This is a genomic window from Advenella sp. S44, assembly GCF_002810445.1.
Classification (GTDB): Bacteria; Pseudomonadota; Gammaproteobacteria; order Burkholderiales; family Burkholderiaceae_B; genus Advenella.
In genome coordinates, this window is sequence record NZ_NEXS01000009.1 from 126369 (window position 1) to 139368 (window position 13000).

At 53.7% G+C, this 13000-nt stretch carries 14 protein-coding genes; 9 read left to right on the top strand and 5 right to left on the bottom strand.

Annotated elements, in window-relative coordinates; translation table 11 throughout:
• Nucleotides 1-151 precede the first annotated feature (151 nt).
• The 7 genes from pqqA to CAP48_RS14480 all read left to right on the top strand — a co-directional run bounded on the left by pqqA (nt 152) and on the right by CAP48_RS14480 (nt 6901).
• The gene (gene pqqA, locus CAP48_RS14450) at nt 152-226 is read left to right on the top strand and encodes a pyrroloquinoline quinone precursor peptide PqqA (protein WP_014751277.1); all 75 of its coding nucleotides are present in this window, start codon (nt 152-154) and stop codon (nt 224-226) included.
• A gap of 64 nt (nt 227-290) precedes the next feature.
• Nucleotides 291-1220, top strand: coding sequence for a pyrroloquinoline quinone biosynthesis protein PqqB (pqqB, locus tag CAP48_RS14455; RefSeq protein ID WP_100697938.1), 930 nt, complete (start codon nt 291-293; stop codon nt 1218-1220).
• A complete protein-coding gene (pqqC, locus tag CAP48_RS14460; protein ID WP_100697940.1) occupies nt 1217-1975 on the top strand; it encodes a pyrroloquinoline-quinone synthase PqqC in 759 nt (252 codons plus the stop codon). The genes pqqB and pqqC overlap by 4 nt, the downstream gene beginning before the upstream one ends.
• Nucleotides 1968-2231 (top strand): pyrroloquinoline quinone biosynthesis peptide chaperone PqqD, encoded by a 264-nt coding sequence (pqqD, locus tag CAP48_RS14465; RefSeq protein WP_100697942.1) that lies wholly within the window; start codon nt 1968-1970, stop codon nt 2229-2231. Before pqqC ends, pqqD begins: the two co-directional genes overlap by 8 nt.
• Before the next feature lie 8 nt (nt 2232-2239).
• Nucleotides 2240-3430: a pyrroloquinoline quinone biosynthesis protein PqqE gene (pqqE, locus tag CAP48_RS14470; RefSeq protein WP_100697944.1), complete on the top strand. Its 1191-nt coding sequence runs from the start codon at nt 2240-2242 to the stop codon at nt 3428-3430.
• A gap of 220 nt (nt 3431-3650) precedes the next feature.
• On the top strand, nt 3651-5684 hold the full coding sequence (locus CAP48_RS14475; RefSeq protein ID WP_100697946.1) for a sigma-54-dependent Fis family transcriptional regulator: 2034 nt from the start codon (nt 3651-3653) through the stop codon (nt 5682-5684).
• 236 nt (nt 5685-5920) lie between these two features.
• Nucleotides 5921-6901 carry a bile acid:sodium symporter family protein gene (locus tag CAP48_RS14480; RefSeq protein ID WP_100698633.1) on the top strand — a complete coding sequence of 327 codons (981 nt, stop codon included), beginning with the start codon at nt 5921-5923 and terminating at the stop codon, nt 6899-6901.
• A gap of 173 nt (nt 6902-7074) precedes the next feature.
• On the opposite strand, the gene CAP48_RS14485 is transcribed toward CAP48_RS14480, so the two are convergent.
• Nucleotides 7075-7500 carry a GNAT family acetyltransferase gene (locus CAP48_RS14485; RefSeq protein ID WP_100697948.1) on the bottom strand — a complete coding sequence of 142 codons (426 nt, stop codon included), beginning with the start codon at nt 7498-7500 and terminating at the stop codon, nt 7075-7077.
• Here CAP48_RS14485 and CAP48_RS20100 point away from each other — a divergent pair.
• The gene (locus tag CAP48_RS20100; protein ID WP_153045710.1) at nt 7499-8023 is read left to right on the top strand and encodes a hypothetical protein; all 525 of its coding nucleotides are present in this window, start codon (nt 7499-7501) and stop codon (nt 8021-8023) included. The two genes, CAP48_RS14485 and CAP48_RS20100, sit on opposite strands and share 2 nt — an antisense overlap.
• Before the next feature lie 132 nt (nt 8024-8155).
• Here CAP48_RS20100 and CAP48_RS14490 read toward each other — a convergent pair whose 3' ends face one another.
• Nucleotides 8156-9049, bottom strand: coding sequence for a polyphosphate kinase 2 family protein (locus CAP48_RS14490; protein WP_100697950.1), 894 nt, complete (start codon nt 9047-9049; stop codon nt 8156-8158).
• A 356-nt stretch (nt 9050-9405) separates the two neighbouring features.
• Here CAP48_RS14490 and CAP48_RS14495 point away from each other — a divergent pair, with 356 nt between their 5' ends.
• Complete coding sequence (locus CAP48_RS14495; RefSeq protein WP_100697952.1) at nt 9406-9609, top strand: hypothetical protein; 204 nt, start codon at nt 9406-9408, stop codon at nt 9607-9609.
• Nucleotides 9610-9997: 388 nt separating this feature from the next.
• Here the strand turns inward: CAP48_RS14495 and typA are convergent, their stop codons facing one another.
• From typA to rbfA, 3 genes are read right to left on the bottom strand one after another with little or no spacing between them, the layout of a single operon-like run.
• Nucleotides 9998-11818 carry a translational GTPase TypA gene (gene typA / locus CAP48_RS14500; RefSeq protein WP_100697954.1) on the bottom strand — a complete coding sequence of 607 codons (1821 nt, stop codon included), beginning with the start codon at nt 11816-11818 and terminating at the stop codon, nt 9998-10000.
• Entirely contained in the window at nt 11815-12573 is a 759-nt protein-coding gene (truB, locus tag CAP48_RS14505; protein WP_100697956.1) for a tRNA pseudouridine(55) synthase TruB, read from the bottom strand. Before truB ends, typA begins: the two co-directional genes overlap by 4 nt.
• A 14-nt stretch (nt 12574-12587) precedes the next feature.
• Entirely contained in the window at nt 12588-12998 is a 411-nt protein-coding gene (gene rbfA, locus CAP48_RS14510) for a 30S ribosome-binding factor RbfA (RefSeq protein ID WP_100697958.1), read from the bottom strand.
• Nucleotides 12999-13000 lie beyond the last annotated feature (2 nt).

Below are 13000 nucleotides of genomic sequence, written 5' to 3' on the forward strand. Positions count from 1 at the left end.
GTGCGGGTCATGCTACCATTAATTTGACTGTGCATTATTTTGCAGTCATGCGAGACAGTATCAATATCGAAATATCAGTATTTTACTGACAACTGGCTCATATGCGTTCTGCTCGCCACTCCAACATTTTCCCTCTAAACAGGAGACAATTATGAAATGGACAACACCTGAGTTTTGCGATCTGCGTTTCGGCTTTGAGATCACGATGTACATCGCCAACCGCTAATCTGCTTCCAACATTTATACCCTGCGGCGCTGGCGAGAGCCAGCGCCGTTTTTAGTTGCGACCTATGAAAATTCTTGTGCTTGGTTCTGCCGCCGGCGGTGGGTTCCCACAATGGAACTGCAATTGCCCAAATTGTGACGGCATACGCCGGCAAACCATTCGTGCGACAGCGCGGACGCAATCGTCCATCGCCATCTCGGCAGACGGCATCCAATGGTTGCTGGTCAACGCCTCTCCCGATATTCTCAAACAAATCCAATCCAATCCGGCACTGCAACCGGCACGCAGCGTGCGTGACACCGGAATCACATCTGTGATATTGATGGACGCGCAGATTGATCACGTGACCGGTTTGCTGATGCTGCGCGAGAGCGGCAGCCCCATCCCGCTGTATTGCACTGAGCCGGTATGGAACGATCTAAGTACCGGGCTGCCCCTGACACATGTGCTGTCGCACTATTGCGGCCTGACGCATCGACACATTACTGTCGAGGAAAATCGCTTCAGTCCGCCATTGCAACTGGTTGAGCTGCCCGGCATCAGCATCACGCCCTTTCCCCTGACAAGCAAGGCGCCACCGTACTCTCCCAATCGCAACAACCCGCAAGTGGGCGACAATATCGGCCTGCTCATTACCAGCGAAAGTTCTGGTAAAACGCTTTTTTATGCGCCAGGTCTCGGACAGATTGAGCCTTTGGTTCTGGAAGCCATGAACCGTGCTGATTGCGTGATGGTAGACGGAACCGTGTGGACGGAAGACGAGATGATCCAATTGGGTCTGTCCCGCAAGACCGCTGCCGAAATGGGCCATTTGCCACAATCGGGATCGGGTGGCATGATCAGCGTTCTGGACTCGCTAGGCGATCAGAAGCGCAAGATTCTTATTCATATCAATAACAGTAATCCGATCCTGAACGAGGACTCGGAACAAGCGGCTGTACTGCAGCGGCATAATATTGAAATCGCCGTCGATGGCATGGAGATCGTATTGTGAGCATCGTCCTTTCAAATCTTGCTGCATACAACCAGAAACATGCCGATCCCCAGGCGTGGGACCGGGATGAATTTGAGCAACAGTTGCGCGCCAAGGGCGCCAGCTACCATATTCATCACCCGTTCAATATCAGGATGAACAGCGGCCAGCTCAGCAAAGAAGAAATTCAGTATTGGGTTGCCAACCGTTTCTATTATCAGATCAACATTCCGCTTAAAGACGCAGCAGTCATGTCAAACTGTCCCGACAGGGAAACGCGGCGTCGCTGGATTCTGCGCATGCTCGACCATGACGGCTTTGGCGACAACGAAGGCGGCATCGAAGCCTGGTCACGCCTGGGACTGGCTGTGGGCATCAGTCGCGAAGACTTGTGGTCGCTCAAGCTGGTTGCACCCGGTGTCCGTTTCGCAGTCGATGCCTATGTCAATTTTGCCCGGCAGGCGCCGTGGCAGGAATCGGTTTGCTCATCACTCACGGAAATGTTCGCGCCGAAGATTCACAAGGACCGGCTGGCCAACTGGCCGACGCATTACCAATGGATAGAACCGGATGGACTGGAGTACTTCCGCAGCAGAATCTCTCTGGCAGAACGGGATGTGGAGCATGGCCTGCAAGTGACGCTGGATTACTTTACCACTGGCCAGCAACAGGCGCGAGCACTGGAGATCCTGCAGTTCAAGCTGGACATTTTATGGTCCATGCTGGATGCCATCGAAAAAGCCTGCCAGGTCAATAGCGAGACAAATCATGACTGAATTGCCGGAAAAGCCCCATTTGTCGCGACTATTCCGGTTGCAGTTCGAAAAGGCGCAAAATGCCTATGTTCTGTTATATCCCGAAGGCATGGTCAAACTGAATGACAGTGCCGCTGAAATACTTCGTCGTTGCGATGGCGAGCGTACCATTGCCCAAATCGTTGCCGATCTGGAACAAAGCTTTGCCACGACAGGACTGCACAAAGATGTTGAATCATTTTTGCAGGCCGCACAGGAGCGTGGCTGGATTAAATAGAGGTCATCATGGATATGCCTGAAGCCGTTGAGCAAAAGCACAAAGCCACCATAGCCCCGCCGTTGTGGCTGCTGGCCGAGCTCACCTATCGCTGTCCGCTGCATTGTGTGTTCTGTTATAACCCGGTCGATTACGCCAGCAATCTGAATGAGATGACCACAGATCAATGGATCAGCGTCATGCGCCAGGCCCGTGAAATGGGCGCGGCGCAACTGGGATTTTCAGGCGGTGAACCGTTGCTGCGCGACGATCTGGAAGTGCTAGTGGCAGAAGGTCGTCAGCTGGGTTTTTATACCAATCTTATTACGTCCGGCGTCGGCTTAAAGCGAGAACGGCTAGCTGCGCTTCGTGATGCCGGGCTTGATCATATTCAGTTGTCATTCCAGGACTCGACCCGGGAGATGAATGATTTTCTGACTCACACAAAAACCTTTGATCTGAAATCGCGCGTTGCCGCCATGATCCGGGAGTTCGAGTATCCCATGGTGCTGAATGTGGTGCTACACCGCTATAACCTGGATCACATTGAGCGTATCATTGAGATGGCAGACAAGATGGGGGTGGAGTATCTTGAACTGGCAAACACGCAGTATTACGGCTGGGGCCTGATCAATCGAGACCAGTTATTGCCCGACCGGGCGCAGTTGGAGCGCGCCGAAGCGGCTGTTGCCCGCTACCGCGAGAAAATTGGCAACCGGATGCGCATCCTGTTTGTCGTGCCGGATTATTTCGAGACTCGGCCCAAAGCCTGTATGAACGGCTGGGGATCCGTTTTCCTGGCCGTATCTGCCGATGGCAGCGCCCTTCCCTGTCACGCAGCAAAAACCATTCCCGGATTGCAGTTCCCGCAGGTGACCGATACCGCACTGCACGATATCTGGTACCACAGCGACGCATTCAACAAATTCCGCGGTGATGACTGGATGCAGGAACCTTGTCGCACCTGTCCGGAAAAGACACGTGATTTTGGTGGCTGTCGCTGCCAGGCACTGGCCCTGACAGGCGACGCTACGAACGCTGACCCGGTTTGCGATAAGTCCCCCCACCATCATGTCATTACCGATATGATCGGACGCACGCCAGTGCCTGCGATTGAGGAAAAACCACTGGTGTTCCGCAACGATGCCAATTCCCGCAGCCTGTCGGCTGCAAACGATACGCTACCGGCAGCAGCACCCGACCAAATCTCCCGTTCATAGGGAAAACGAGACACGCACAGCCGGACAGGTGAGATACAATCGGAAGAGCAACAATCCGTCTTCCGATGCACAGGATTACAGATACGATTGCAATTTAATGTCGCGCAAGACGACGTAAGCATGCAGTGGGATACGAACCCGTCACAATGCACCGAGACAGTTTATAAAAATCGCATCATGATCAAATCCATGATTGCCGATTACCATAGCAGGAGGACACATGTACGCGTTGGAGGTCAGCAACCACATTGAGCGGATCAACCAGATCGTCCATCATGGCGCCATGGTTCCCGACATTGACCCGGCCGTGGCCAGTTCATGGGGCCGCTGCGTCAATGAGTATGGCCTTAACCCGGAAAGCCGGCGACTACCCGCGGTTCTGACACACGCCGAAAGAGTCGCGCGCACCGAGCAGAAGCAGGTACTCATCACCGAGGCCAAACACGAAATGAATATTCTGTATCAGCAACTGGCTGATCCGGAATTGGCCGTCGTGCTGGTGGATACCGATGGCTGTATTTTGCACATGGTCGCCGCCGATCATCTGGAAAGTGATCTTTCCGGGCTCGGCTTGCGCCTGGGCGCGATATGGAGCGAAGAAGAAGTTGGCACGAACGGGATGGGTACATGCCTGGTTGTCGGCGAGCCCATTGCCATTCGCCAGACCGACCATTTTTTATACAAGCACATTCTTCTGACCTGCTCTGCCGTTCCCGTTACCGACCATACCGGAAAAATGATCGCGGTGCTGGACGTGACCAGTCGATCGTCATTGCTGCAACAGCATTCGCTGGTGCTGATCGGCATGACAGCCCGCATGATTGAGAACCGACTACTTACCGTCAGTTGCCAGCATGCGCACCCGGTCCATTTTCACAGCCGTCCGGAAAGCATCAACACCGTGCATGACGGCAAGCTCATGGTCGAGGAAGATGGCACCATCGTTGCCGCCAACCAGAGCGCGCTATTTCAGTTGGGATTTCCCAATATGGAACAGTTGCGCCGCTACCGCTTTGACGAGATCTTCCAGTCAACGCTCGAAACGCTTTTGCAGCGCAGTATGCAAAGTTCTTTTCATCCCGTGCCGATTTATCGGGCCGGTGCATCAAGCCGTTTCTTTGCGGTGGCTCAACTGCCTCCTGCCGCATCGGCCAATGTATCGTTTCATACCTCGTCGAGCAAGGCGTCAGGCCTGCCACCGCAGGAAAAAATCACCGATTCAATTGCCCTGCCTCAGAAAACCGGCAAACCGGGCATCGCTTGCGTCGAACTGGGCGACAGCTTCCTGCGCGAGCAGTTCGAACTGGCGCAGCGTGTGGTCAGCAAAGGGGTCCCGGTTTTGCTGTATGGAGAAACAGGCACCGGCAAAGAAGTGCTCGCCCGCGCTGTTCATAATCGAAGCCCTCGTCATGATGGACCATTCGTTGCGGTAAACTGCGCCTCGCTGCCCGAGAGCCTGATTGAAAGCGAATTGTTCGGTTACCGCGCCGGCGCTTTCACGGGTGCGCAGCGTCAGGGCCGCAGCGGCAAAATCCTGCAGGCGCACTGCGGCACCCTTTTGCTTGATGAGATTGGCGACATGCCGCTGGCTCTGCAGGCCCGCCTGTTACGCGTTCTGGACGAACGCAAGGTCACGCCGCTGGGAGCAGACGCCTCGGTCGATGTGGATATTCAGCTAATTAGCGCCAGCCATAGAAACCTCACAGACCTGGTGGCTAAGGGCCAATTCCGGGAAGACCTTTACTACCGGCTCAATGGCGTGGAAATCCGCCTGCCGCCATTGCGCGATCGCCAGGACAAACGCCAGCTAATTGAAGCGATCCTTCATGAGGAAGCGGGCAAGGCGGTCACGCCCAGTGACGAAGTGCTGGAAATTCTGATGCAATATGTCTGGCCCGGCAACCTGCGCCAGATGCGTCACGTATTGCGCACCATGGCAGTGCTGGCCGACGGCGCCACCATCGGCCCTGAACACTTGCCCGGGCCGCTGGCCGACATGCATGCTCAACAACCGGCGCCCCGCGTTGCTGCCCCGGCGCAGCTGACAGACTGCATGCGCACTGCAGAAGAACACGGACCAGTCAATCCGCTGCAGGAAAGTGAAAGAGTCACGCTGATTCAATTGCTCGAGACGCACCGTTGGAATATCAGTGACGTGGCGCGCACACTGGGTGTCAGCCGCAATACCTTGTATCGCAAGCTGCACCGGCACAACATTACCATCTCTACTCAGGGTAACCCCACCACGATCTGAAAAGCAGTACAATTAATTTACTGCACCGCAACACCGGCCCCAAAAGGCCGGTGTCTTTGTTTTCCGCATGATCTGCACAACAAAATGGCCCCGGGCTTACCAGCGCCGCAGGCCTGCCGTCGGTGATCAACCCTATTACTCGTGCTGTGCTTTGCCGTGACTGCCCGCTGACGCCGTCGTTATTTACCGTAGCGACCCATCGCGCTACATGGCGATTATCTCAAGGAATATTCATGATGCAGGCCATCGCCCGCCTGAGCCAATTCGTTGGCAAGACATTTGTCATATGGGTATTGCTGTTTGCAATACTGGCTTTTTTCAACCCGACCAGCTATACATGGCTGGGTCAGTATATAGTTCCCCTGCTGGGGATTATCATGTTCGGTATGGGACTGACCATATCCAAAAAAGACTTTGCCGAGGTATTCAGACGCCCAGGCACGGTTGCCATCGGCGTGCTCGGACAGTTCATTATCATGCCCGGATTGGCATGGTTGCTGGCCACGGGCCTGAACTTGAGCCCTGAAGTGGCAGTCGGCGTTATTCTGGTCGGCTGCTGCCCGGGCGGCACTGCCTCCAACGTCATGACCTTTCTGGCTCGTGGCGATATCGCCCTCTCCGTGGCCATCACTTCAGTCACCACATTACTGGCACCCATCGTCACGCCGGGGCTGATTTACCTGATGGCCAGCCAGTGGCTGGACGTGAGTGCGGCGGCCATGTTCTGGTCGATCGTACAAGTTGTGATCCTGCCCATAGGATTGGGTCTGATCGCACAAACGGTACTCAAGGAAAAAGTGCAGGCTGGCGTCGCCGTGCTGCCGCTGGTCTCAGTTGTCGCCATTGTTGCCATCGTCGCAGCGGTCGTGGCAGGCAACCAGCAAAAAATAGCCACCAGTGGGCTGGAAATCTTTGCTGTCGTCATCTTGCATAATGGTCTGGGCCTACTGCTGGGCTATTGGCTGGCAAAACTATCAGGCTTGAGTGTTGCCCAGCGCAAAACGCTGTCCATCGAGGTGGGCATGCAAAATTCCGGATTGGGCGCCGCATTGGCAACCGCACACTTTTCGCCGGCAGCTGCTGTACCAAGCGCAATTTTCAGTGTCTGGCACAACATCACCGGACCCCTGGTAGCGACCCTGTACCAGCGCTTTAAGAACGATGAAGCGGGCTCCGGCACGCAAGCCGGCGACGACGAACCGAAACAGGTTGATTAGGCGCCGACTCGCGACTAAGACACCATTGATGGAGGAACAAGACTGCTTCAAATGAGGTCTTGGCTTTCTTATCGTCGGAGGGCTCTCTTTGGCCGGTGTTGATATCGCCAAAGCGCAGGCTTGCCGGAACACGGCCAGCCTGCTCGCCCTTTGTGAGGCCCGCAAGTGTACGCTTATGCGTCTTCAATAAGCCGCTTGCCAAGCACCAGCACCTCTGCCGGCTCGTAGCCCATTGTCTGGTAAAACGACTGCACCGTGCTGTTATCCTGCCGAATCATCAACTGGACTTTCGGGCAGCCTTTGGCACGCAGTCTTTGCTCTGCCTGCAATACCAATCTTTTCCCGATGCCCTGCGATTGATACTGTGGCACGACGCAAAGATAATAAATCCACCCGCGGTGCCCGTCATAGCCAGCCATCACCGAACCCACCAGCTGGCCATCCTGCTGCGCCACCATAAACAACTCAGGCGCTTGCTGCAGCTTGCGATCGATATCTTTGTATGGGTCGTTCCAGGGACGCGTCAGGCCGCAGGCTTGCCACAACGCAATTATTTGCTCGGTATCATCGGGATGAAACTGTCTGATTTGAAGCTGCATGATGCCTTTTGCGCGCGGGCGTTGGCTTGATTACCAACGTACGCGAGGTGGGTCTTTCCATTCGCTTGCCATGCCGGGCTTGCCTGACTGGCCCGCCAATAATTTTAATTGTTTGAACAAAGCCAGCGAAGCACGTTCAAAATCAAATGGGCGATTGACGATACGGGATTTGACGCGTTCAGTTTTATTCAAGGTCGCCACTGTTTTTCTCCTGTCCAACGTTATACAGTTGCCGATGACAATCGACGCAGCTGTTCACGATGTGCTGTCAACACCATTGCGTTGGGCACCGTTGTCCGGGTGCCTGGATAAGTGTGGTCAATATAGCATTGCAAACGTGACCGCATCAAGTCAGTTGCCGATAATATTTAGTCATTATCCTTATATCGTTATTCGCAATTTTTTATCGGCTACTGCCAGTGCTGCATCGGCGACAAACGACACGATATTGCTGCAGGGCCGGTTGCTTAACGTAGCGAATGCCGTGCTGCGACGCAACAGACGGCGCTGTTGTACATGGTAAGCCGTCAGCACACGGCAGCGCCATACACTGCGGCGGCCAATCACAGTTGCAATACATATGGAAGCCGCAAATAACAGAGAACAATCCCTGGCCTTGCCTGTAACCTTCCGCGCAAAGGTCAGGCCCTCGGCTTTATGACTTTTTTGATTCCTGTTTCAGCTGCGCCTTATAGCCGGCCAGATTTTTCTGTTCTTCTTTTTCCAGCTCCGGATAACGCAAATCCAGCGATTGCAGTGTTTGCAACACGGCATCGGCCACAGCAAGCCGGGCATAGGGTTTATCGTTGCCCGGAATCACATACCAGGGGGCCGCTTCGCTTGCGGTGTGAATGATCGTTTGCTCGTAGGCGTCCATATACTCATCCCAGAACTTCCGCTCTTGCAGGTCTGCACTTTCAAATTTCCAGTTCTTCGCAGGGTTATCAAGCCGCTCCAGGAATCGTTGCTTCTGTTCTTGCGGCGAAATATGCAGGAAAAACTTCAGCACCTTGGTGCCGTTGCGGTCCATATGCTTTTCGAAATTACAAATATCTTCAAAGCGTTCATCCCAGATCTTTTCAGTCAGGCAGGGTTTGGGCAAATGCTGGCCCTCAAGTATTTTGGGATGAACACGCACCACCAGTGTTTCCTCGTAATAAGAACGATTGAAAACCCCGATATTGCCGCGTTGTGGCAGGCGCTTGCTGGTACGCCACAAAAAATCATGACCCAGTTCTTCTTCCGATGGCCGCTTGAATGCATAAACTTCACAGCCCTGGGGATTGACACCAGATAACAGGTTCTTAATAGTCGAATCCTTGCCGGCGGCGTCCATGGCCTGAAAAATCAATAGCAAAGACCAGCGGTTATCCGCGTATAGCCTGTTTTGTAAATCTGCGATATCTTCCACATATTTTTGCAGTCGATTTTTTGCCGCTTTCTTGCCTGGCACAACATCAGGATCGGTGCTACATTTTTTCAGGCTGAACGTCTTGCCGTTATGGATACGGAATTGATCAGAAAAACCGACGTCGGGCAGTTCAGCCATCAAAATCTCCTTAAGTATTGTGAAAAATATTATGAAAAGTAATGTAAAAAATTGTCCCTGCTGCGATGCTGGTTCGACTCTATCGTAACATTCCCGACGCGTTCTCAGCCTTAGCAAGCAAAGCGTATTATGCAATCGGCGCACCCGACAGCGATGTGGATAACAGTCGATGCTCAAAATGTGATCAGAAATCGAAAAACGCCGTAATATCATACAGTTGTCAATGTTTTACAGAATTATTAAAATCCTATCCACATCATTCTCAACATATTCTGTTGATAAGCCACGGTTCTGTCCACACCGGGATAAAGTTGTGGGTAAGATGTGGTCAACGTGTGATTAAGTATTGAATAACTATGGCAACCATAATCAAGCTGCTTTTGATGGGGGTGATCCTGTTTTGGATCGGACGCTTTTTCAGTCCGGCGCTCAGTCGCCTGTGGGCAAGCAGCATTGGCGCAGGCTTTGGCTGGATCAGACAAAATGGCTCCCTCATGATGCGCTGGGTGCTTATTGCCGCCCTGATGCTGGCTGCGCTTATTGCCTATCGCTGGCAATAAACGGCAATGCCAAACCCAGCCATCATTGGTGCAATGGGCAAGCAAAACGAATGAACAGAAATAGAACAAGCGAACGGGATCGGCCGTCGATACAGCAAAGACATCATTGCGAGTTAACACGTGAAAGTCGTCGAACCACTCTATGCAGGCATTTCGCCATCTCCGCCTCTCCGCCTCTCCGCCTCTCCGCCTCTCCGCCTCTAAGCTTCTAAGCTTCTAAGCTTCTAAGCTTCTCGGCTTCTCGGCTTCTGCGTTTCCGAGCTTCTGCGCTTTTCAGTTCGGCGGCTCAGCGGCATGACCATCAAAAAAACCGTGCGCCGGTTACACCGGGCACGGTTCTTTGTAAGGTAACGACAGGCGCAAATGAAAAGGCCTGTCGACTATCTTATCAGTTGCTTTCGCGTGCAGCACGTTTGCGTTCGTGCTCCAGCAGATAGCGCTTGCGCAGACGAATACTCTTTGGTGTGACTTCAACCAGTTCGTCTTCATCAATAAATTCGACCGCATACTCCAGATTCAGCTTGATGGGCGGCACCAGGCGCACGGCCTCGTCCGTGCCCGAGGCGCGTACGTTGGTCAGCTGTTTGCCTTTAATCGGATTTACCACCAGATCATTATCACGACTGTGAATACCGATGATCATGCCTTCGTATAGCGCCTCGCCGGGAGACACAAACATGCGGCCACGGTCCTGCAGTTTCCACAAGGCATAGGCCACCGCATCGCCGTTGTCCTGGCTGATCAGTACGCCATTACGGCGCTCGCCGATGCTACCTTCGCGCACAGGTGCATATTCATCAAAGATATGACTCATCAGGCCAGTACCACGCGTCATGGAAAGGAATTCGCTCTGAAAGCCAATCAGGCCACGTGCGGGAATACGATATTCCATGCGCGTGCGACCACGCCCATCCGATTGCATATCCAGCAACTCACCCTTGCGGCGGCCCAGCTCTTCCATTACACCGCCTTGGTGATCATCTTCCAGATCAACCGTCAGCAGTTCCATAGGCTCATGGCGCACGCCGTCGATTTCCCTGTAGACCACACGCGGACGTGAAACGGCAAGTTCGTATCCTTCGCGACGCATATTCTCAAGCAAGATTGTCAGATGCAATTCACCACGACCCGATACTTCAAACACCGTATCATCGCCGGTCTCTCGAACACGTAAAGCAACGTTCGATTTGAGTTCCAGATTCAGGCGGTCCCGGATCTGGCGGCTGGTCACGAACTTGCCTTCACGACCAGCCAAAGGCGAGGTATTGACCATAAAATTCATGGTCAGCGTTGGCTCATCAATCTTGAGCATGGGCAACGGTTCCGGATGGTTGGGATCACACAAGGTGCAACCAATGCCTATTTCTTCGATTCCGTTGATCAGCACGATGTCGCCGGCGTCGGCGCTCTCCACCTGTTCACGTTCCAGGCCCTTGAATTTCAAGACCTGGTTGACACGGCCCTTGCTTTGCTCGCCGTCTTCACCAAAACGTACCAGGACTTCCTGACCCGGACGGATTCTGCCACGATTGATACGGCCCACGCCAATCTTGCCGACGTAGCTGTTGTAGTCAAGTGAAATGATCTGCAACTGCAGCGGCGCTTCCTTGTCGTCGTTGCGCTGCGGGACATGCTCCAGAATAGCGTCAAACAGCGGGCGCATATCGCCATCACGAACGTCATCGGTCAGGCCGGCGTAACCACTCAGGCCCGAAGCGTAAACGATCGGGAAATCAAGCTGTTCTTCTGTGGCGCCAAGTTTGTCAAACAGATCGAAGGTGGTGTCGATAACGAAATTCGGACGCGCGCCGGGGCGGTCAATTTTATTGACAACAACAATCGGCTTCAGACCAAGGGCCAGCGCCTTCTTGGTCACAAAACGCGTTTGCGGCATAGGGCCTTCAACGGCATCGACCAGCAAGAGCACGCCGTCAACCATGGACAACACCCGTTCTACTTCACCGCCGAAGTCGGCGTGCCCGGGCGTATCGATAATATTGATATGCGTGCCTTCATATTCGACGGCACAGTTTTTGGACAGAATCGTAATACCACGTTCCTTCTCGATATCGTTCGAGTCCATAACGCGTTCTGCAACCGCCTGGTTGTCACGAAACGTACCAGATTGGCGTAATAGCTGATCGACCAGCGTTGTTTTTCCATGGTCAACGTGCGCAATAATCGCAACGTTACGGAGCGCTCGGCTCATAATGTATCTTCCTTTTGTCGTATATTGGACGGCAGCAAGCCATCCGGTATTTCATTCAGCGGTATCAGGGGGGTCAGCCTGTTATCCATATCTTGGAGCTGGTCTATCGTCGTGGCGCGGGCCAGATCAAACGGCCCGACACGGGTCCTGCGCAAAGCGGTCAGATGCGCGAAGCAGCCCAGCGCCCGACCGATATCCTGGGCCAGTGTCCGGATATACGTTCCCTTGCTGCAGTCAACAGCCAGCACCATCGATGTTTCATCCAGGGCATGCACCTGCAGCTGATGAATGACAACGCTGCGTGGCTCCCTTTCCAGTACGATTCCCTGACGGGCATATTCATAAAGCGGTCGCCCGTCCCGCTTGAGCGCCGAATGCATAGGTGGAATCTGTTGTATTGAACCGCGAAACTGTGGCAATACCCTGTCTATTTTCTCACGCGTGACCGATTCCGGTGTCAGCTGTGTCTGCTGGACAACGGCGCCAGTCAGATCGCCTGAATCCGTCTCAGATCCAAACTGCAATGTCGCGATGTAGGACTTGTCTGCATCCAGCATGGTCCCGCAAATTTTTGTTGCCTTGCCAAAACAGCACACCAGCAGGCCGGTGGCAAATGGATCCAGCGTTCCGGTGTGACCGCCTTTTTTTGCATCCAGCATGCGGCGAACGCGCTGCAACGACTGGTTGCTGGAATAGCCAAATTGCTTGTCCAGCAAAAGGACGCCGTCGATTTCCTGCCCGCGTTTTCTTCCCATCGGCTGCCCTGATATTACTTGCGATCGTCTTTGGTGTCCGGCAGCGGATCGACGCTTTCCGGATAGTCTTCCGGCCGGTTGGCGCGGTCTATCAGTTGGGTCATTTCGATCCCGCGCGCCAGTTGATCATCATGAAAAAAACGCAACGTCGGGACAGTATGGATATGCAACATTTTGAACAACAAAGAATGCAGCCAGCCTGCTTTTTCATTAAGCAATGCCGCTGCCGTTTCCGGCTCGGCGCCAAGTACGGTAAACCATACTTTGGCGTGGGCATAGTCAGCCGATAAATCCACGCCGGTCAGCGTAATCAGACCCGAGCGTGATATATCGAACTCACGCTGAATCAACACTGCCAGATCTTTCTGGATCTGCTCGGCCAGACGTACGTTCCGGTTGGCCCCGGAGGATTTATGACGGTTCATAA